The organism is Curtobacterium sp. Curtsp22, assembly GCF_059492135.1.
Window position 1 is genome coordinate 2,956,946 of the sequence record NZ_CP168519.1, and the last position, 20,309, is coordinate 2,977,254.

18 protein-coding genes are annotated in these 20,309 nt (G+C 71.7%); 12 read left to right on the forward strand and 6 right to left on the reverse strand.

The window, feature by feature from the left end:
* Nucleotides 1-84: 84 nt before the first annotated feature.
* The 4 genes from pyrG to ACEN8D_RS14355 all read left to right on the forward strand — a co-directional run bounded on the left by pyrG (nucleotide 85) and on the right by ACEN8D_RS14355 (nucleotide 4,122).
* Nucleotides 85-1,800: a CTP synthase gene (gene pyrG, locus ACEN8D_RS14340; RefSeq protein ID WP_413398706.1), complete on the forward strand. Its 1,716-nt coding sequence runs from the start codon at nucleotides 85-87 to the stop codon at nucleotides 1,798-1,800.
* Between the two features lie 128 nt (nucleotides 1,801-1,928).
* Nucleotides 1,929-2,504, forward strand: a complete 576-nt coding sequence (locus tag ACEN8D_RS14345) for an NUDIX domain-containing protein (RefSeq protein ID WP_309776945.1) — start codon at nucleotides 1,929-1,931, stop codon at nucleotides 2,502-2,504.
* Nucleotides 2,501-3,082 (forward strand): DUF1349 domain-containing protein, encoded by a 582-nt coding sequence (locus ACEN8D_RS14350; RefSeq protein ID WP_309776944.1) that lies wholly within the window; start codon nucleotides 2,501-2,503, stop codon nucleotides 3,080-3,082. Before ACEN8D_RS14345 ends, ACEN8D_RS14350 begins: the two co-directional genes overlap by 4 nt.
* 32 nt (nucleotides 3,083-3,114) lie before the next feature.
* Nucleotides 3,115-4,122, forward strand: coding sequence for a site-specific tyrosine recombinase XerD (locus ACEN8D_RS14355; protein ID WP_413398710.1), 1,008 nt, complete (start codon nucleotides 3,115-3,117; stop codon nucleotides 4,120-4,122).
* 28 nt (nucleotides 4,123-4,150) lie between these two features.
* Here the strand turns inward: ACEN8D_RS14355 and ACEN8D_RS14360 are convergent, their stop codons facing one another.
* Nucleotides 4,151-4,630: a DUF2510 domain-containing protein gene (locus ACEN8D_RS14360; RefSeq protein ID WP_413398705.1), complete on the reverse strand. Its 480-nt coding sequence runs from the start codon at nucleotides 4,628-4,630 to the stop codon at nucleotides 4,151-4,153.
* 91 nt (nucleotides 4,631-4,721) lie between these two features.
* On the opposite strand from ACEN8D_RS14360, the gene ACEN8D_RS14365 reads away from it, so the two are divergent.
* Nucleotides 4,722-5,240, forward strand: coding sequence for an ASCH domain-containing protein (locus ACEN8D_RS14365; RefSeq protein WP_413461345.1), 519 nt, complete (start codon nucleotides 4,722-4,724; stop codon nucleotides 5,238-5,240).
* Nucleotides 5,241-5,247: 7 nt separating this feature from the next.
* On the opposite strand, the gene ACEN8D_RS14370 is transcribed toward ACEN8D_RS14365, so the two are convergent.
* Complete coding sequence (locus ACEN8D_RS14370; protein ID WP_267484136.1) at nucleotides 5,248-6,279, reverse strand: LLM class flavin-dependent oxidoreductase; 1,032 nt, start codon at nucleotides 6,277-6,279, stop codon at nucleotides 5,248-5,250.
* Between the two features lie 56 nt (nucleotides 6,280-6,335).
* Between ACEN8D_RS14370 and ACEN8D_RS14375 the strand changes: the two genes are divergently transcribed.
* Together ACEN8D_RS14375 and ACEN8D_RS14380 are read left to right on the forward strand one after the other, a co-directional pair.
* Nucleotides 6,336-6,668: a TraR/DksA family transcriptional regulator gene (locus tag ACEN8D_RS14375; RefSeq protein WP_071295664.1), complete on the forward strand. Its 333-nt coding sequence runs from the start codon at nucleotides 6,336-6,338 to the stop codon at nucleotides 6,666-6,668.
* Between the two features lie 130 nt (nucleotides 6,669-6,798).
* On the forward strand, nucleotides 6,799-7,242 hold the full coding sequence (locus ACEN8D_RS14380; protein ID WP_070417903.1) for a TIGR02611 family protein: 444 nt from the start codon (nucleotides 6,799-6,801) through the stop codon (nucleotides 7,240-7,242).
* A gap of 18 nt (nucleotides 7,243-7,260) precedes the next feature.
* On the opposite strand, the gene ACEN8D_RS14385 is transcribed toward ACEN8D_RS14380, so the two are convergent.
* Entirely contained in the window at nucleotides 7,261-8,517 is a 1,257-nt protein-coding gene (locus ACEN8D_RS14385; protein ID WP_413400161.1) for an MFS transporter, read from the reverse strand.
* 111 nt (nucleotides 8,518-8,628) lie between these two features.
* Between ACEN8D_RS14385 and ACEN8D_RS14390 the strand changes: the two genes are divergently transcribed.
* Both ACEN8D_RS14390 and ACEN8D_RS14395 read left to right on the forward strand, forming a co-directional pair.
* On the forward strand, nucleotides 8,629-9,003 hold the full coding sequence (locus tag ACEN8D_RS14390) for an ArsR/SmtB family transcription factor (protein ID WP_070417905.1): 375 nt from the start codon (nucleotides 8,629-8,631) through the stop codon (nucleotides 9,001-9,003).
* The gene (locus ACEN8D_RS14395; RefSeq protein ID WP_413461346.1) at nucleotides 9,000-10,682 is read left to right on the forward strand and encodes a DUF7059 domain-containing protein; all 1,683 of its coding nucleotides are present in this window, start codon (nucleotides 9,000-9,002) and stop codon (nucleotides 10,680-10,682) included. The genes ACEN8D_RS14390 and ACEN8D_RS14395 overlap by 4 nt, the downstream gene beginning before the upstream one ends.
* 3 nt (nucleotides 10,683-10,685) lie before the next feature.
* On the opposite strand, the gene ACEN8D_RS14400 is transcribed toward ACEN8D_RS14395, so the two are convergent.
* Nucleotides 10,686-11,549 (reverse strand): NAD-dependent epimerase/dehydratase family protein, encoded by an 864-nt coding sequence (locus tag ACEN8D_RS14400; protein ID WP_413398736.1) that lies wholly within the window; start codon nucleotides 11,547-11,549, stop codon nucleotides 10,686-10,688.
* Between the two features lie 103 nt (nucleotides 11,550-11,652).
* Nucleotides 11,653-12,243 carry a TetR/AcrR family transcriptional regulator gene (locus ACEN8D_RS14405; RefSeq protein WP_083295193.1) on the reverse strand — a complete coding sequence of 197 codons (591 nt, stop codon included), beginning with the start codon at nucleotides 12,241-12,243 and terminating at the stop codon, nucleotides 11,653-11,655.
* Between the two features lie 133 nt (nucleotides 12,244-12,376).
* On the opposite strand from ACEN8D_RS14405, the gene ACEN8D_RS14410 reads away from it, so the two are divergent.
* Nucleotides 12,377-13,645 carry an MFS transporter gene (locus tag ACEN8D_RS14410; RefSeq protein WP_413398735.1) on the forward strand — a complete coding sequence of 423 codons (1,269 nt, stop codon included), beginning with the start codon at nucleotides 12,377-12,379 and terminating at the stop codon, nucleotides 13,643-13,645.
* 46 nt (nucleotides 13,646-13,691) lie between these two features.
* The gene (locus ACEN8D_RS14415; RefSeq protein ID WP_495601046.1) at nucleotides 13,692-16,151 is read left to right on the forward strand and encodes a glycoside hydrolase family 3 protein; all 2,460 of its coding nucleotides are present in this window, start codon (nucleotides 13,692-13,694) and stop codon (nucleotides 16,149-16,151) included.
* 419 nt (nucleotides 16,152-16,570) lie between these two features.
* Here ACEN8D_RS14415 and ACEN8D_RS14420 read toward each other — a convergent pair whose 3' ends face one another.
* On the reverse strand, nucleotides 16,571-17,587 hold the full coding sequence (locus ACEN8D_RS14420; RefSeq protein WP_413398733.1) for an LLM class flavin-dependent oxidoreductase: 1,017 nt from the start codon (nucleotides 17,585-17,587) through the stop codon (nucleotides 16,571-16,573).
* Nucleotides 17,588-17,707: 120 nt separating this feature from the next.
* On the opposite strand from ACEN8D_RS14420, the gene ACEN8D_RS14425 reads away from it, so the two are divergent.
* Nucleotides 17,708-20,305, forward strand: a complete 2,598-nt coding sequence (locus tag ACEN8D_RS14425) for a DEAD/DEAH box helicase (RefSeq protein WP_413399901.1) — start codon at nucleotides 17,708-17,710, stop codon at nucleotides 20,303-20,305.
* The last annotated feature ends 4 nt before the right edge of the window (nucleotides 20,306-20,309 follow it).

Sequence of the window (20,309 nt, forward strand, 5' to 3'; positions counted from 1 at the left end):
GGAGACCCGGCCACACGCCCGACGCAACGCCCACGGCGAACCGAGGTCGCGCCTCCTGGCAGTTCTGACGTACGATGGAATCCCGTGGCGGACACTCTCAGCGGCGGAACCAATTCTTCGAACGCGACCCCGAAGGTGACGAAGCAGATCTTCGTGACCGGCGGGGTCGTCTCGTCCCTCGGCAAGGGCCTGACGGCGGCCAGCCTCGGCAACCTCCTCACGGCTCGTGGCCTCAAAGTCGTCATGCAGAAGCTCGACCCGTACCTCAACGTGGACCCGGGCACCATGAACCCGTTCCAGCACGGCGAGGTCTTCGTGACCGACGACGGCGCGGAGACGGACCTCGACATCGGGCACTACGAGCGCTTCCTCGACATCAACCTGTCGCAGTCCGCGAACGTCACGACCGGCCAGGTCTACTCGACGGTGATCGCGAAGGAGCGTCGGGGCGAGTACCTCGGCGACACCGTGCAGGTCATCCCGCACATCACCGACGAGATCAAGCGTCGGATGCGCGAGCAGGCGCAGAACGACCCGCAGCCCGACGTCATCATCACCGAGGTCGGCGGCACGGTCGGTGACATCGAGTCCCAGCCCTTCATCGAGTCCGCGCGGCAGGTCCGCCACGAGCTCGGCCGCAACAACGTGTTCTTCGTGCACGTGTCGCTCGTCCCGTTCATGAACGCCTCGGGTGAGCAGAAGACGAAGCCGACGCAGCACTCCGTGGCTGCGCTCCGCTCGATCGGCATCCAGCCCGACGCGCTCGTGCTGCGGTCGGACCGTCCGGTGTCGGACTCGAACAAGAAGAAGATCGCGCTCATGTGCGACGTCGACGAGGACGCCGTGGTGAACGCGGTGGACGTGCCGTCGATCTACGACCTCCCGACGCTGCTGAACAACCAGGGCCTCGACCAGGTCATCGTCGACGCGCTCGGGCTCGCGGCGGGTCCGGTCGACTGGACCTCGTGGACCCCGGTCCTGCGTGCCGTGCACGAGCCGAAGAAGGACGTCACGATCGCCCTGGTCGGCAAGTACATCGACCTGCCGGACGCGTACCTGTCGGTCACCGAGGCGCTCCGTGCGGGTGGCTTCGCGCACGACGCGAAGGTCACGCTGAAGTGGGTCGTCTCCGACGACTGCACCACGCCCGAGGGTGCGGCGAAGCAGCTCGGCGACGTCGACGGCATCTGCATCCCCGGTGGGTTCGGCGTGCGCGGCATCGAGGGCAAGCTCGGCGCACTGCGGTTCTCGCGCGAGCAGGGCATCCCGACGCTCGGCCTGTGCCTCGGCCTGCAGTGCATGGTCATCGAGTACGCCCGGCACGAGGTCGGCCTGACCGACGCGTCGAGCACCGAGTTCGACCCGGAGACCTCGACGCCGGTCATCGCGACCATGGCGGAGCAGGTGGACATCATCGCGGGCGGCGACCTCGGCGGGACCATGCGCCTCGGCCTCTACCCGGCGACGTTCACCGAGGGGTCGCTCGCGGCATCGCTGTACGGGGCTCCCGAGGCGTCCGAGCGGCACCGTCACCGCTACGAGGTGAACAACAAGTACCGCGAGCAGATCGCGGACGCCGGCCTGGTGTTCTCGGGCACGTCGCCCGACGGCACGCTGGTCGAGTACGTCGAGCTGCCGCGCGAGGTGCACCCGTTCTACATCGCCACGCAGGCGCACCCCGAGCTGCGCTCGCGTCCGACGGACGCGCACCCGCTGTTCGCGGGGCTCGTCGGTGCCGCGATCGAGCGGCACGAGGCGTCGAGTCTCTTCGACCCGCAGGAAGAGGAGCAGGTCGCGTAACGCGAGTGCACTCTGACGGGAGGCGCGGTGCCAGCTGGCACCGTCCTCCCTCGCAGGCTCGGTCGGCGCGCCCCGCGCAACGCTTCGCGTTGCCGCCGAGCGGGGCGCGCCAGTGCCAGGATGGTCGCGTGACTGACGCACCCATCGCTGACGAACCCGCCTCGTTCGAGGTCACCGAGTCCACCGTCGTGTACGAGGGCGCCGTCTGGGACGTGCGCCGCGACAGCATCGCGTACCACGACGACACGATGGTCCGGGAGTACATCGACCACACCGGTGCCGTCGCGGTCTACGCCGAGGACGACGAGGGCCGCGTGCTCGTCATCCAGCAGTACCGGCACCCGGTGCGGATGCGCGACTGGGAGCTGCCGGCGGGGCTGCTCGACATGGCGGGCGAGGACCACCTGACCGCGGCGCAGCGCGAGCTGGCGGAGGAGGCCGACCTCGAGGCCGATGACTGGGAGCCCCTCGTCACCTACAACACCTCGTCCGGCGGCAGCGACGAGTTCCTGCAGATCTACCGCGCCCGTGGGGTGCGGGCGACCGCGACGGCGTTCGACCGCGAAGCGGAAGAGGCCGACATCGTGAAGCGGTGGGTGCCCCGGGCCGAGCTGGTGGAGGCGATCCTCGACGGTCGGCTGCACAACTCCGGGCTCGTCGTGGCCGTGCTCGCGGTGGACGCGCTCGAGCGGCGCGCGGCGTGAGCCTCGCGGCGCTGCTTGACCAGGGGCGGTGGACGCACGAGCCCGTTGCGGCGACGCTCGACGGCGACGCCCTGCGGGTGACGGCCGTCGAGGGCAGTGACGCCTGGCGCACCACCTCGTACGGGTTCGTGCACGACTCCGAGCACGCGCTGCTCCGCCCGGTCGACGGGGCGTTCTCGGTCGAGGTGTCGTTCGTGCTCGACTACACGGAGCAGTTCGACCAGGCGGGGGTGTTCCTGCGGGTCGACGAGCGGAACTGGATCAAGGCCGGCGTCGAGTTCGCCGACGGGACGCCCCAGGTCGGAGCCGTCGTCACGCGCGATGCGTCGGACTGGTCGGTGGCCCCCGTGCCGGAGTGGACCGGTCGGGTCGTCACGGTCCGGGCCAGCCGCGACGGCGATGCCGTGACGATCCGGGCGTGGGCGGACGACGAGCCGCCGCGGCTCGTGCGGGTGGCGTACCTCGACCCCGATGCCCACGTGTCGGCGGGGCTGCTCTGCGCGGCACCGTCCCGCGCGGGACTGACCGTCGCCTTCACCGGGTTCCGCGTGGGGGAGCCGGACGGGTCGCTGCACTGACGCTCCCCGAGCGACGCTAGCCTCGTGGGGTGATCCCGTTCGAGCGTGCCACGGAGACGTACCTGCGGCACATCGCGATCGAGCGGGGGCTCTCGCAGCACACGCTGTCGGCCTACCGGCGGGACCTGCTGGCGTTCGCGGAATGGCTCGCGTCCGCTCCGGTCGTGGAGTCGGACGGCGCCGACCGTGCCGGGGGATCGGCGGTGCTCGACGACGTCGGGAGGATCGCGCGCGCGGACCTCGCGGGGTTCGTGGAGCACCTCGCGACCCGACCGTCCGGGCCGCTCGCGCCGAGGTCGGTGGCACGCATGCTCAGTTCCGTGCGGTCGTTCACCGCGTTCGCCGCCGGCGAGGGGTGGCTCCAGCTCGACCCCGGCGCGTCCGTGCGGCCACCGAAGGCCCCGATGCGGCTGCCGAAGGCGATCTCCGTGCACGACATGGAGCGGTTGCTCGGGGCCGCGTCCGCCGGGTCGCCCGACGGTGCCGCCGACGACCTCGTGGGGCTGCGGGACCGGGCGTTGCTCGAACTCCTCTACGCCACGGGAGCGCGCATCTCGGAGGCCGTCGGGCTCTCGGTCGACGACGTGACGACGCTGTCCGACGGCTCCGGTGACCTCGACGACGGGCTGTCCGTCGTCAAGGTCACCGGCAAGGGCAACAAGCAGCGGGTGGTGCCGCTCGGCAGTTTCGCGCGAGCGGCGATCGACGCGTACCTCGTGCGGGCGCGGCCGGTGTTCGCGGCACGGGGAGCGTCGACGCCGGCGCTGTTCCTCGGCGCCCGGGGCGCACGGCTGTCACGGCAGAGTGCGTGGCTCGTGATCCAGGCGGCAGCGGAGCGTACGGAGCTCTCCGAGCATGTGTCGCCGCACACGTTCCGGCACTCGTTCGCGACGCACCTGCTCGAGGGGGGAGCGGACGTGCGGGTCGTGCAGGAGCTGCTCGGGCACGCGAGTGTGGCGACGACGCAGATCTACACGATGGTGACGGCGGACATGCTGCGGGACGTGTACCAGACGGCGCACCCGCGGGCGCGGCGGTAGGGTCCGCACGCCAGCGGGGCGGAACCGCTCAGAACAGGTGGAACTGCGCGGACGCCACCACGGCAGCCGTCGCCACCCCGAGGACCAGGGCGCTCGCCGAAGCACTCCGCGCCAGCACCCGCCAGCCCCCGGTCGCCCCCGGCCACACGACGCCGAGCAGCCCCGCCACGATCGCCGCCGCACTGCTCGCACCCCAGGGGTTCACCACCACGGAGGCCGCCGCGAGCAGCACCGCCAGGGTCGAGAACGCACTGAACCGGTGGACGCCGGAGCCCCCGGACGCCCAGGAGCGTGTCCGGATCGCCGCCGGCTGCACCGAGAACGACGGTCCGACGGGCGCGACGACCACCGGGACGATCGGCTCGGTCCGGCTCGGCAGCACCCGTGTCGCCGCTCCCCAGGCGCGCCCGTCCCACCAGCGCAGGCGGCTCGCGTCCTGCGGATCGGGGAACCAGCCGGCGGCCGGCAGCGTCACGGGGTGCTCCTCGGGGTGCGTGGGAAGGTGCACGTCGACGCTACGGAACGGCGCCGCCCGCCCACAGTCCCAGCCCGGGTGTCGGCAGGAAGGGGGACTACCCGCGTGCAGTAGCGTCGGGCGGGTGACCTCGACGCTCGACGACTTCTGGCGTGACCGGCGCGGCGAGCGACCGGAGTTGCCGTCGGCCCTGCCGGAGGCGTGGTCGTTCGGCGCGACGCCGGTGCAGGCGGACGATCTGCTCGACCTCGTGCTGCGCGGGGTGAAGGACGGGACGGCGTCGTCGTTCTGGGACTACGAGGCGTCCGGGGACCGCGTGCCGGCGGTCGGGGACATCGGCATCGTCACGGACTCCACCGGGGCACCGCGGGCGGTCGTCGAGACGACCAGCGTACGGATCGTCCCCTTCGACGAGGTCGATGCGGACCATGCCCGGGCCGAGGGGGAGGGCGACCGGACGCTCGCGCACTGGCGCCGGGTGCACGAGGCGTACTGGCGCGCGCACTCGGAGGACCCGCGCGGGTTCGATCCGCGGATGCCGGTCGTGTGCGAACGCTTCCGGCTCGTCTGGCCCGCACCGGCGACGACCCCGCCCGCACCGGCGACGGCCCCGCCGGCCCCGGACCCGACCGCCGTCGCCTGACCGCCCGTCACGCCGGGACGGGCGCCGCGTCCACCTCGCGCATGACGTCCTTCACCGAGGCGAGCAGCCGGGCGTTGAACTCGACGCCGAGCTGGTTCGGCACCGTGACGAGCACGGTGTCGGCAGCCCGCACGGCCTGGTCCGCCGCGAGTTCGGCCACCAGGTCCTCCGGGGATCCGATGTACGACCGGCCGAACCGTGCGAGCCCGCCGTCGAGGTGCCCGACCTGGTCCTGGCCCTCGACCTGTGCCCGGACACCGAAGTAATGCCGCGACTCGTCGTCGATGATCGGGATGATGCTGCGGGACACCGAGACCCGAGGGGTCCGCTCCCAGCCGGACTCGGCCCAGACCCGACGGAAGCGTTCGATCTGCTCGGCCTGGAGTTCGTCGAACGGCACACCGGTGTCCTCGGTCAGCAGGGTCGACGACATGAGGTTCATGCCCTGCTCGGCCGTCCACTCCGCGGTGGCCCGGGTGCCGGCGCCCCACCAGATGCGGTCGCCGAGCGAGTCGGAGAGCGGCGAGATCGGCAGGGACCCGACCGAGCCGGTCATCTGCGGGTTCGCGTTCGCCATCGGTTCGCCGGCGATCGCCCGTCGGAACACCGACGTGTGCGCACGGGCCATGTCCCCGCCGTTCTCGTCGGAGGCGTCCGGCACGTAGCCGAACTGCTGGTAACCGGCGAGGGCGGTCTCGGGTGAGCCCCGGGATACGCCGAGCTGCAGCCGACCACCGGAGATGAGGTCGGTCGCAGCCGCCTCCTCCGCCATGTACAGCGGGTTCTCGTAGCGCATGTCGATGACGCCGGTGCCGATCTCGATGCGGCTGGTCTTCGCTGCGATCGCGGAGAGCAACGGGAAGGGCGCCGCCTGCTGGGGCGCGAAGTGGTGGACCCGGAAGTACGCGCCGTCGACGCCCGCCTCCTCGGCGGCGACCGCGAGGTCGATCGCCTGGACCAGGGCCTCACGACCGCTGCGCACCTTCGACCCCGGCACGTCGCGCCAGTGTCCGAACGACAGGAACCCGATCTTCGTCATGTGGATACGAACGCATCCGACAGCACGGTCATTCCGGGCCGACTACGGTGGCCGGCATGGACGATCCTCGCCAGGCACTGGTCGCGGAGCGGGCGCGCAACGAGCGGCTCCTCGCGGACGTCGAGCGGAGCATGCGGGACGTCAGCGACGCCCGGCAGGACGCCAACTCCGACGACGAGCACGACCCCGAGGGCGCGACCCTCGCCTGGGAGCGCGGCTCGCTCGGCGCCGTGCGGGACGACGCCCGCGAGCGGATCCGGTTGGTGGACGCCGCGCTCGCGCGGCTCGACGCCGGGACCTACGGCCGCTGTGCGGTCGGTGGGGAACCGATCCCGGAGGCGCGCCTCGCCGCCGTCCCGTGGGCCGCGACGTGCGTGGCGCACGCGTGACGCGCCTCCTGGCCCGCACCGTCTGACGGGAGGCGCGGGTCGCCCCCGACACGCGCCTGCCGTCACGGACGCACCGCACGTCCACCGCGCGCGCCGCGGTTTCCCAGCCGCGCGCCCTACATTGCGGCACATGGAAGGCGACCCGAACGACCGGACCGACGCGGTCGAACGTGCCGAGACGCCGCACCGGCGGTTCCAGTGGTTCCACGACGTCCGCGCCTGGATCCACGCGCGTCCCCACCTGCACCTCTTCTACAAGGTGCTCGTCGGGATCGTCGGCGGGCTCGTCGTCGTGATCGGGCTGATCCTCGTGCCGCTGCCCGGGCCGGGATGGCTGGTGGTGTTCATCGGGCTGACGATCCTCGCGAGCGAGTTCCACTTCTTCCACCGGATCATCACGTGGCTCCGTGCCCAGCTGCACCGCTTCTGGGACTGGGCGAAGGCGCACGGGCCGCAGTGGCTCCGGAACGCCGCCGACCGCGGCAAGGCGGACGTCGACGCGGCGCACACCGGTGCTGCCCGGACGGTCGGGGTGCGCGGGCGCGGCGCGAAGCGGGCGCGGCCCGGGCACTGAGCCCCGCGCCCGTCGCGCCTACTCGGCGGGGGACACCCGGACCGAGCCGGTGCAGGTGCGCTCGAGCACCTCGGCGGCCTGCTCCTCGACGGCGGCTGCGTCCCGCGACACGAGCTGCAGCACGAGGGCGACGACCGCGGCGAGGACGATGAACGCCCCGTACCCGGCGATGACCGGCACGAGCCCGACGGTCGGCTCGAGCAGTCCTCCGACGACGGCCGGCACGCCGAACGCCAGGTAGCTCACGACGTAGATCGTGGAGAGCAGCCCCGCACGGTGCGTCGGTGCCGCGGTGGCGAGCAGCATCCGCAACGGTGCCTGGAACCCTGCGCCGAAGCCCACGCCCGCGACCGCACTGCCCACGACGAGCCCGGGAAGGGAGTGCGCCATCACGAACGCCACCGTGACGATCGGTCCGAGCACGAGGGCGACCAGGCCGATCAGCACCGCGCGACGGGCGTCCATCCGCTGCGTCGCGAGGCCGGTCAGCGCGCCGACCCCGGTGACGACGGCGATCAGGGCACCGGCGGCGAAGTGGTTCGTGATGCCGAAGACCGCGCCGAGCGCCGAGGGGACGAGCGACAGGAACATCCCGCCGAGGGCCCAGCTCGCGATGAGCGATCCGGCGACGCTGCGGAACAGTCGCCGCGAGGACCGGGGCACGCTGATCCGGGGGACCAGGGAGCGGAGGGCACCCGGTCGCGGGGTGACCCGCTCGGGGACGACGACGAGTGCGATCACCATGAGGACGAGCAGCGCGCCGAAGAGCAGGTACACGAGCTGCTCCGGCGCGGGACCCCACTGCACGAGGGCGCCGCTCGACATCGCACCGGTCGCGAGGGCGATCGGCGGGATGACGCCGTTCAGCACCCCGGCGAGGGTGGGGAAACGCTCGAGCGAGTTGTCGATGAGCGCCGCTCCGAGGGCGCCGATGAGCAGCCCGACGGAGACGCCCTGCACGATGCGGTCCACGATCAGGGCGCCGACACCGTCCGCGACCGCGAAGAGCCCGAGGGACAGTGCGACGCCGAGGCCGCCGACGACGAGCACGGGCTTGCGGCCGACGTGGTCGGACAGGCGCCCGGCGACGAGCAGGCTGGCCAGCAGCCCCGCGACGTAGATGGCGAACACGCCGGTGAGCATGAGCGGGGTGAGGTGCCACTCCGCGGCGTACACGGGGTAGATCGGCGAGGGGACCGCCGACGAGGCGACGGACACGAGGAGCATCGCCGCGAGGATCCAGAACCCGGCGACCGAGCGAGCTGACTGCGCCATGTGCGCCACCTTCCGTTGCGAGCGGGACAGTACGAAGAGAGTCGTACAGTATCGAGTCGTGCTGTACGACGCAAGTCGTACTATGAGCGGAACGGTGGTAGCGTCCCGTCCATGCCCGCGACCGTGGATGCTCCCGAACACCTGCCGCAGCCGACCGTGGCCGAGATGGACCTGCCGGTCGTGATGGACGCCCTGAGCGACCCGATCCGGCTCGCGATCCTGCACCGCTACCTCGTCGACGCCGCCGGTGGCATCCGCAGCTGCGGCTGGGTCGGCATCGACCGGCCGAAGTCCACGCTGACCCACCACTTCCGCGTCCTGCGCGAGGCCGGGCTCCTCGAGCAGCACCAGGAGGGGCTCACCCGGTCGAGCCGCGTCCGCATCGAGGACGTCGAGCAGCGGTTCCCCGGGCTCCTCGACCTCGTGTTCGCGTGGGAGGTCCCCGCGGCCCTCATGCGCACGGACCTCGCCGAGGGCGCCGCATGAACGCCGCCGCCGCCTCCGCCTCCTCCGCCGACTTCGCCGCGTCCACCGGGACCCCGCACACGCTCCCGACGATCGGCGCCGACGCCGCCGTCACCGACGCACTGCGCCAGGACCTGACCGACGCGGGGTTCACGGTCGAGCGGGTGGACGCCCTGTGGGGCGCCGAGGCCGCCGCGTCGCTCCACCGCGGTTCGCGCGTCGCGGCGCTCCGGGCGCTCGCCGCTCGCGACACGACACCGCTCGGCACCCTCGCGACGCTCTTCGTGCTCGGGCTCCCGGTCCGTCGTGCCGACGCGGACGCCGCGTTCCCGTCCACCGGCGTGCAGTCCGTCGAAGCGAGCGGTCTGGTCCGCGTCGACGCCGACTCCGTCACTCCCGCCGTGGACCTCCGCCCCTACGCCTTCGTCGACGACCTCGGCGCCGGCAGCTGGTGGATCGTCTCGGACCTCGGCGAACTCGCACTCGGCACGGCCCTCGGTGAGGAGCACGTCCTCGGCATCGGCGGTGCCACCACGACGCTCTCCGGCCTGCAGGTCCCCGTGCCCGTCCGTCGCGTGCTCGACCTCGGCACCGGCTGCGGCATCCAGGCGATGCACGCCCGACGCTTCGCCGACGAGGTCGTCGCCACCGACATCTCGCGCCGGGCCCTCGACATCGCCCGGTTCAACGCACAGCTCAACGGCATCGACGGCATCGAGTTCCGCTTCGGCTCCCTGTTCGAACCGGTCGCTGGCGAGCGCTTCGACCGCATCGTCTCGAACCCGCCGTTCGTCATCACGCCCCGCAGCGAGGGCGTTCCCGCCTACGAGTACCGCGACGGCGGCATGGTCGGCGACGCCCTCGTCGAGACCGTCCTGACCGGGCTCGGCGACCACCTCGAACCCGGCGGGACCGCGCAGCTGCTCGGCAACTGGGAGTACCACTGGGGCACGGACGGCCTCGACCGCGTGCGGTCCTGGTTCGAGCGGGCCGACACCGACGGACTCGGGCTCGACGCCTGGGTCATCGAGCGGGAACGGCAGGACCCGACGGCCTACGCCGAGACGTGGATCCGGGACGGCGGGACGAAGCCCGGGACGCCCGAGTTCGACCGGCTGGTCGGCGCGTGGCTCGACGACTTCGCGGACCGTCGGGTGACCGGCGTCGGCTTCGGGTACGTCGTGGTCCGGAAGCCCCGGCCGGGGCCCACGCGGGCCGGTTCCGGCGCGTCGCGGAGCCTGCGGAGCGACGTGGCGGCCGAGCCCGTGGGGAGAGGCGCGGCGCACCTCCGCCGCTTCGAGCGCGTCCCCGATACGCTCGGCTCCAACCCCGCGGGTCTCGGCGCGACGGTCGCGCGGGTCCTCGACGCGGCCGCGTGGCTCGCCGCGCACGACGACGTCGCGCTCGCCGCCGCCCACCTCGCGGTCGCCGGTGACGTCACCGAGGAGCGCTTCTACTGGCCGGGCAACGACGACCCGACCGTGATGACGCTCGTGCAGGGCGGCGGACTCGGACGCCGTGTGGACGCCGACACCGCGCTCGCCGCGTTCGTCGGGGCCTGCGACGGGGAGCTGTCGGTGGCGGCGATCGTCGGCGCCCTCGCGCAGATCACCGGGGTGGACGAGCAGGTGCTCGCCGCCGACCTGCTGCCGGCGGCGCGCGATCTGGTGCTCGACGGCCTGCTCGTCCCGGCCGCCTGACGATCAGGCGCGGTGGTCGCGCCAGCTGTGCTCGGGGGCGTAGCCGAGCAGCTCGCGGGCCTTCTCGGACGAGAGCAGCGAGCTGACGCCGTCGATGTCCGCGCGGCGCTCGATGTCCGGCACGTAGCGCTCGACGAGCTCGATCGTCGGGGTGTCCATGACGGTGTCCGGGCTCGCGATCACGAACGCCTCGAACCCGGTGAGCTCGGCCTCGAGGGCCTTGCGCACGGCCTGGGCGCCGTCGCGGGAGTCGATGTACGACCAGAGGTTGAACGTCTTCGCCTCGGGGGTGGCGTCCCAGGGGAACGCGGGGTAGTCGGTCTCGTCCATCACGTTCGAGAACCGCAGACCGATCATCTTCAGCTCCGGGTCCCAGCGGGTGAAGTGGCGGGCCATCTCCTCCTCCACGGCCTTGCCGAGCGAGTACGACGACTGCGGGCGCACCGCGAACTCCTCGTCGACCGGCAGGTACGGCGGGTGGTGCTCGCCCATCGGGATGCCGAGCAGGGTCTCGCTCGACGCCCACACCAGGTTCTTGATCTTCGCGACACGAGCGGCGTGGAAGACGTTGATCGACGACGTCACGTTGTTCGTGATGAGCGCCACGTCCGGCACCTGCCCGGGAGCGGGGACCGCGGCGAGGTGCACCACGGCGTCGACGTGGTCGTACCGGTCGTCGACGCCGAGCAGGACGTTCAGCACCTGGCCGTGGTCGGTGAGGTCGGTGCGGACGAACTGCACCCGTTCGGGCTTGTCGGGGAAGGGCACGCGGTCGACCAGGACCACGTCGTACCCGTGTGCATCGAGGTCGCGCACCACCGCTCGCCCGAGCTTGCCACTGCCGCCGGTCACCACTACACGCGTCATCGCGTCACTCCACATCGTCGTCGGGTCGCCCTCGCGGGCTGGCTCCATCCTGCCCGGCGCGACCTGACCCGACCAGGCCCTGTCCGTACCCCGTTGCCCGGGGTCAGGCGGTGGGGGCGACCTGGGCGATCGCGAGCCGTGCGACGAGCTCGACGTGCTGCGCCATGTCCCGCGACGGGTCGAACAGCCACTGGATCTGCATGCCGTCCGAGACCGCGAGCAGCACGCTCGTCAGTTCCTCGACGTCGACGTCGACGCGGAGTCGTCCGTCCTCCTGCATGGCGCGGAAGTCGGAGGACAGGTCGCGGCGGCTGCGCTCGTAGCGCTCGCGGAAGTACTCGTGCGCCGGGTGCTCCGGGTCGGTCGCGGCCGCGGCGGAGAGGTTGACGAACATCTGCACGAGGCCGGGGACCTCGGCGTTGTGCCGCACGATGGCGGCGAGCAGCGCTGCCGGGTCCGGGGCGTGCCAGTCGTGCTGCAGGTCGATCTCGTCGCGGCGCCGCAGGATCTCGACCCAGAGCTCGTCCTTCGAGTCGAAGTAGTGCAGCAACCCGGCCTGCGTCAGCCCGACGGCATCGGCGATGTCCTTGATGCTCGTGCGACGGAAGCCCTGCGACGCGACGAGGTCGAGCGCCGTCGTGAGGATCTCCTCGCGCTTCGCGATGCCCTTCGCGTACGAACCCCGTCGTGCCATGGCAGGACTGTACCGCTCTCGGCGACCGCCCAGAAAACCTAGCCCCGGTTGGTTTTGGTGTTACGGTGGCACGAGCCGCCGACGAAGGCGTGCGAGTCGCCGACGCAGGCGGCGTCCCCGAGAAGAGGTTGCAGTGGCCAACGATGCCCTGACCGTCAACGACACCCCGACCGCCGTCGCCCCCACGCGCGGCCGGGGCAATCCGCTCATGTACACGCTCGGCATGCCGATCGCGATGCTCGGCCTGTACATCGCGCTGCTGCCGCCGGTGCTCGTCGCCATGGCGCTGAAGGTCGCCGAGATCGCGCCGGACGACCAGGCGGGCGTGCTCGGCCTGGCACTCGGTGTGGGCGCGTTCGCCGCGATGGTCGCCAACCCCCTTGCCGGTCGCTTCAGCGATCGGACTGCCGGGAGGCTCGGCATGCGTCGTCCGTGGATCATCGGTGGCACCGTGGTCGGCTTCGCGGGCCTCGTGGTCGTCGCGACGACCACCTCGACCGTCGCGCTGGTCCTCGCGTGGGGCGTCACGCAGATCGCCTACAACGCCACGATCGCGGCGCTGACCGCGGTCATGCCGGACCACGTCACGCGGTCCCAGCGCGGCCGGGTCGCGGCGCTGCTCGGGCTCTCCCAGAACCTCGCGCTCGTCGGCGGCACGTTCCTCGTGCAGCTCTTCTCGACCTCGGCGACGCAGATGATCATCCCGGGCGCGATCGGGTCGATCGTCGTCGTGCTCTACGCGCTCGTGTTCCGCGACCGCGTGCTCACCAACCGACCGACGTCGAAGCTCAGCGTCGGGCAGGTCTTCGGGTCGTTCGTGTTCAACCCGGTCAAGCACCCCGACCTCGGCTGGGCCTGGCTGACCCGCTTCCTCATGGTCGCCGCGCAGTACACCGCGGTGAGCTACCTGACCTACTTCCTGCGCGACGACATCGGCGTCGAGTCCGAGCACGTCGCGAACGCGGTGTTCCAGGGCACGCTGTGGAACGTCGTGGGGATCGTCCTCACATCCCTCGTCGCCGGGTGGCTGTCCGACAGGCTCGGCCGCCGCAAGCTCTTCGTCGCCGTGGCCGGTGTCGTCGGCGTGGTGGGCCTCGTGCTCATCGCGCTCGCGCCGTCGCTCGGCATGGTGCTCGTCGGTGAGTTCGTGATGGGCGCCGGCATGGGTGTCTTCTACGCCGTCGACCTCGCCCTCATCACCGACGTGCTCCCCTCCGACGAGGACAACGCGAAGGACCTCGGCGTGGTGAACATCGCGCAGGCCCTGCCGCAGTCGATCGTCCCCGCCTCCGCCCCCGGTGTGATCGCCCTCACCGGCGGGTACAGCGGCTTCTTCATCACCGGCGCCGTCGTCGGACTGCTCGGCATCGCCTCGGTGTCCCGCATCCGCGGCGTGCGCTGACCACCTGTTCTGGCTCTGAACGAAAGGACCGACCACCGTGACTACCGTGGACGACGTGACCACCGCCTCCAGTACGGCCGAGCGCATCGAGGCGCTCGTCGGCCAGCTGACCACCGACGAGAAGGTGCAGCTCCTGACGGGGCGCGACTTCTGGACCACCTGGCCGATCGAGAAGATCGGGCTGCGCCGCATCCTCATGTCGGACGGCCCGTCCGGCGTCCGCGGTGAGGTCTGGGACGAGCGCGACCCGTCGCTGAACCTGCCGTCCGCGACGGCGCTGAGCGCTTCGTGGGACCGCGCGATCGCGAAGCGCTACGGCGCCGCAGCGGCCGTCGAGGCCCGCCGCAAGGGCGTCGACGTCGTCCTCGGCCCGACGATCAACCTGCACCGCTCGCCCCTCGGCGGCCGGCACTTCGAGGCGTTCAGCGAGGACCCGGTGCTCACCGGCGACCTGGCGGCGTCGTACGTCGAGGGCGTGCAGGAGAACGGCGTCGCCGCGACCCCGAAGCACTACATCGCGAACGACTACGAGACCGACCGCTTCACCGCGTCCACCGAGGTCTCCGACCGTGCCCTGCGGGAGCTCTACTTGCTCGCGTTCGAGAAGGCCGTGACCGAGGCGCACGCCTGGGCGATCATGTCGTCGTACAACTCGATCAACGGCGTCACCGCGTCCGAGAACGAGCTGCTCGAGACGCCGCTGAACTCCGAGTGGGGCTTCGACGGCATCGTCGTCTCCGACTGGACCGGCGTCCGCTCGGTCGACTCGGCGAAGGCGTCCCAGGACGTCGCGATGCCCGGGCCGAACCAGTGGTGGAGCGAGGGGCCGCTGCTCGCCGCCGTGCAGTCCGGCGACGTGCCGATCGAGGCGATCGACCGGAAGGTCCGCCGCATCCTCACCCTCGCCGCCCGCGTCGGCGCACTCGAGGGCTTCGAGCCCGTGGCCGCGCAGCCCGTGCACGTCGAGGACGGCGTCGCGTTCGTCCGCGAGGCCGAGGCCGAGGGCACCGTCCTCGTCCGCAACACGGGCGTGCTGCCGCTCGACGCGCCCGCCGTCTCACGCATCGCCGTCATCGGCCACAACGCCGAGCAGGCCCGCACGCAGGGCGGTGGCTCGGCCACGGTCGTGCCGTCGCAGGTCGTCTCGCCGCTCGACGGGATCCGTTCGGCGTTCCCGGGCGCCACGGTGGACTACGCGATCGGTGCCGTCGTGCAGGAGGGCATCGCGGAGTTCCCGCTGTCCACCATCACCAACCCCGGCACCGGCGAGCCCGGCGCCCGCGTCGCGTTCGTCAAGGACGGCGAGGAGCTGTACGTCGAGGACCGCCGTGCCACCGCGCTGTTCTGGTTCGGCGGCGACGCCCCCACGCGCGAGGCCGACCGGCTCGACATCACCACGACCTACACCGCGCCGTCCACCGGCACGGTCCGGATCGGCATCGGCGCAGCGGGTCGCTCGCGCATGTGGATCGACGGCGAGCTCGTGCTCGACGAGGACGTCCCGTCCGAGGGCGACCAGCTCGGCGCAGCGTTCCTCAACCCGCCGGCACGGTCGGTGCCCGTGTCCGTGACGGCCGGCCAGCAGGTCGCGATCCGCATCGAGTACGACGTCATCCAGGACGAGACCCTCGGCGGCGTGCTCGCGTACCAGTTCGGTACCGAGCCGAGCGACGAGGACCCGTCGGTGCTGATCGACGCGGCCGTGGCTGCCGCGACCGGGGCGGACATCGCCGTCGTCGTGGTCGGGACCAACTCGAAGGTCGAGTCCGAGGGCTACGACCGCTCCTCGCTCGCGTTCCCCGGTCACCAGGACGACCTGGTCCGCGCGGTCGCCGCGGCGAACCCGAACACCGTGGTCGTCGTGAACGCTGGCTCGCCGGTCGAGATGCCGTGGCGGAACGACGTCGCCGCGGTCCTGCTCACGTGGTTCGGCGGACAGGAGTACGGCAACGCGCTCGCCGACGTCCTCACCGGTGCTCGCGAGCCGGGCGGCCGTCTGCCCACCACCTGGCCGGTCGCGATGGCGGACGTGCCCGTGCTCGACGTCACCCCGGTCGACGGGAAGGTGTCCTACGACGAGGGCGTGCACATCGGCTACCGGGCCTGGCTCCGCGCGGGCACCGAGCCGGCGTACCCGTTCGGCCACGGACTCGGCTACACGACCTGGACGATCGACGGCGTCACCGCGACGCCGACCGTCCGCGAGGGCGACGCGGTCATCGTCACCGCGACCGTCGCGAACACGGGCGACCGGGCCGGCAAGCACGTCGTGCAGGTCTACGCCTCGCGGGAGTCCTCGGCGGTCGACCGTCCGGTCCGCTGGCTCGTCGGCTTCGCGCCCGTGCGGCTCGACGCGGGGGAGTCCACCGAGGTCTCGATCGAGGTCCCGGCCCGGGCGTTCGCGCACTGGGACGGTGCATGGGCTCACGAGTCCGGCACCTTCACGCTGCACGTCGGCGCATCGGTGTCGGACGAATCCGGCACCGTGACGGTCCAATCCGCGTGAAGTCGTCCGGTTTCCGCGCAGGACCGAGCCGCGTTCAGTAACATCGATCTGCGCCAGGCGGCTGGTTACCGTCGGCGTGCGCACCGAGAACGGGGTCGCCATGCGTGCGACACGGTCTCCTGATCCGGCCGATGGAGCCCTGGTGGCCCTGGTGCGTCCAGAATGCGTCCCCGCGTCCGCGCGGGGACGCATTCGTTCGTTCCGGCAGATGCCAACCGGTTGACTTCTTCCCGCCTGGGAGAAACCAGTGAACGAACGTCACTTTTTCGGTCCATCAACCGCAATCCGGTGTGACAAACCACTCGGTAGGTGGAACGATGGGTGCACCATCCCGTGCGGATCAGGGACGAGATGGTCATCCGGTCGGGCTCCCGGGGGAACTCACCAAGCCCCGGCGCGGGCCCGCCGGATGCCCCGCATCACTCCGCTCGGACGATGGGTGCCACGTCCTCGGCGACGATGCGCAGGATCCGCTCGTGCGACGCGGCGTCACCGTTCGCGGGCAGGGTGATCACGAGTTCGTCGGTCGACCGCACGGCCGGGTCGGCGAGCAGCGCGTCGACGATGGCCGACGGCTCGCCGGAGACGACCTTGCTGAAGCGGAACGGCGGGTTCCCCGAGAGCGGGCGCCCCTCGTCGTCCATGCCGCTCGCGTACCCGGTGAGGAACTCCTCGTGCACGGCGCGGTCGTGGTCGTCGAGCAGCGGGACCACGATCCGGCCGACGGCGACCTTCGGGGTGCGGTCGGGGTGCAGCTGGGCGAAGCGCTCGCGGTACGCGGCGATCTGGTCCGCCTGCGCCTCGGCGAACGGCGCACCGGTGTCCTCGGTGTTCAGGGTCGAACAGTGCAGCAGCAGGCCCTTCTCGGCCGTCCGCACCGCGGTGCCCATGCTGCCGCCGCCCCACCACACACGGTCGCGGAGTCCGGGACTGAGGGGCTGCAGCGTCAGCTCGGCACCGGCCGGGATGCTCTCGTAGCCCGTGCCGGCAGTGCCGAGCGGCTCGCCCTGCAGCACCTCGAGCAGGCGGGACGCGCGCGCCTCGGCCTCGTCGCGGAAGCTGCGGTCGGACGCGCCGAACACCGGGTCGAGGATCGGGCCGTAGCCCGCGATGCCGGTCGAGATGCCGAGCTGCACGCGGCCGTCGCTGAGGAGGTCGACGGTGCTGGTGTCCTCGGCGAGGCGGATCGGGTCCTCGTAGCGCATGCCGAGGACCGCGGTGCCGAAGCCGATCGAGCTGGTCCGCTGGGCGGCGGCCGCGAAGAAGGTCATCGGGCTGGTCAGGAACGGCTCGAAGTGGCGCCCGCGGACCCAGCCGGTGCCGTACCCGAGCGACTCAGCGGTCTCGAAGAGCCGCAGGCCGTCCTCGAGGGCAGCGGCGGCGCCGGCCGTGCCGCCGTGGTTCGGGACGAAGGAGAGGAAGCCGAGTTCGCGCACGACGTGAGTCTATGCGCGCGTATCGAGCCGCGCCTCCCGTCGCGTCTGACCGACGGGAGGCGCGGCTCGGCGCCGCCCCGCGCCTCCCGTCCGTCATCACCTACCTGGGAGGATGGTGCCATGACCGACGTCACCACCCAGCCCCCGCTCGTCGCCGCCCTGCCGGCGGCGGTCGACGGTGTCGTCGACCCGGACGCCGTGTACGAGGCGTTCGCGGCCTGGGCGGCCGAGGGCGGGCGCCCGCTGTACCCGGCGCAGGACGAAGCCGTGATCGAGCTCGTCTCCGGCGCCAACGTCGTGCTCTCGACGCCCACCGGCACCGGCAAGTCACTCGTGGCCGCGGGGGCGCACTTCGCCGCGCTCGCCGAGGGGAAGCGGAGCTACTACACGGCGCCGATCAAGGCACTCGTCTCCGAGAAGTTCTTCCAGCTCGTCGAGCTGTTCGGCGCCCAGAACGTCGGCATGGTCACGGGCGACTCGAGCGTTAACGCCGATGCCCCGATCGTGTGCTGCACGGCGGAGATCCTCGCGAACCTCGCGCTCCGGCAGGGACCGGACGCCGACGTCGACGTCGTCGTGATGGACGAGTTCCACTACTACGGCGACCCCGACCGCGGTTGGGCGTGGCAGGTGCCGCTGCTCGTCCTCGAACGGGCGCAGTTCCTGCTCATGTCCGCGACGCTCGGCGACGTCACGACCATCGCGGACGACCTCTCGCGCCGGACCGGACGGCCGACCGCGCGGGTCACCGGAGTCTCGCGTCCGGTGCCGCTCGAGTACGAGTACGTGATGACGCCCGTGCAGGAGACGGTCGAACGGCTGCTCGAGGAGGGCAAGGCGCCGATCTACATCGTCCACTTCGCCCAGGCCGCCGCACTCGAACGGGCGCAGGCGCTCATGTCGGCGCGCGTCGCGTCACGCGAACGCCGAGACCAGATCGCCGAGGCCATCGCCGGGTTCCGCTTCAGCGCCGGGTTCGGGCAGACCCTGTCCCGACTCATCCGGGCGGGCATCGGCGTCCACCACGCCGGCATGCTCCCGAAGTACCGGCGGCTCGTCGAGCAGCTCGCCCAGCGCGGGCTCTTGCCGGTGATCTGCGGCACCGACACCCTCGGCGTCGGCATCAACGTGCCGATCCGCTCGGTGCTGCTCACCGGGCTGACGAAGTTCGACGGCACGAAGATGCGGCAGCTGTCCGCTCGAGAGTTCCACCAGATCGCCGGTCGTGCCGGTCGTGCGGGGTACGACACCGAGGGCGACGTCGTGGCCGAGGCGCCGGAGCACGACATCGAGAACGCGCGGGCGGTCGCGAAGGCCGGCGACGACCCGAAGAAGAAGAACAAGATCAAGCGGAAGAAGGCACCGGACGGCTTCGTGTCGTGGGGTCAGGCGTCGTTCGAGCGGCTCATCGCGGCCGAGCCCGAGCCGATGGTCTCGCGGATGCGGATCACGCACGCGATGGTGCTCTCCGTCGTCGCGCGCGGCGGTTCGGCGTTCGAGTCCGTCCGGTCGCTGGTCTTCGACAACCACGAACCCCGGTCGCGCCAGCTCGCGATGGCCCGGCGGGCCCTGACCATCGCGCGGACGCTCATCAACGCGCGGGTGATCGAGAAGGTCGACGGGGAGTACCGGCTGACCGTCGACATCGCGCCGAACTTCGCGCTCAACCAGCCGCTCTCGCCGTTCGCGCTCGCGGCGTTCGAGCTGCTCGATCCTTCGTCTCCCAGCTACGCGCTCGACATGGTCTCGATCGTCGAGGCCACCCTCGACGACCCGCGGGCGATCCTCTCGCAGCAGCAGTTCAAGGAGCGCGGCGAGGCCGTCGCTCGGATGAAGCAGGAGGGGATCGAGTACGACGAGCGGATGGAGCTGCTCGAGGAGGTCACGTGGCCCCGTCCCCTCGCGGAACTGCTCGAGGCCGCGTACGAGGCCTACGCGGCCGAGCAGCCGTGGGTGCTCGACTTCGCGCTCTCGCCCAAGGCCGTCGTGCGTGACATGTACGAGCGGGCGATGACCTTCGGCGACTTCGTGCGGTTCTACCAGCTCACCCGCTCCGAGGGGCTCGTGCTCCGGTACCTGTCCGACGCGTACCGGACCATGCGGCAGACGATCGCCGACGAGCAGCGCACCCCCGAGCTCGACGACCTGATCGAGTGGCTCGGCGAGGTCGTCAAGCAGACCGACTCCTCGCTCGTCGACGAGTGGGAGGCGCTGCTGAACGGTGACGTCCTGCTCGCGTCGGAGGAACACGAGGAGATCGCGCCGCCGCAGCCCTCGCGGCTCACCGGGAACCCGCGGGCGTTCCGGGTGCTCGTGCGCAACGCCCTGTTCCAGCGGGTGCTGCTCGCCGCCGCCGACGACGTCGCCGGACTCGCGGCGCTGGACGGTGCGGCGGGCTTCGGCGAGGACGCGTGGGACGCCGTGCTCGAGGAGTACTACGAGGCGCACGACGAGATCGGGACGGGTGCCGACGCCCGGTCCATGCAGTACCTGGTGCTCGACGAGGCCGGGGCCACCGGGGTGTCCGGTGCGGCGGCCGCGTCGGGCTCGGCACGCGTCTGGCGTGCGCGGCAGATCTTCGCCGACCCCGCCGGCGACAAGGACTTCGGGTTCTCCGCCACGATCGACCTCGACGCGTCGGACGAAGCGGGCGAGGCCGTGGTGCGGGTCACCGAGATCGGGCGCTTCGACGGCTGGTCGGACGTGGACGTCGACTGATGCC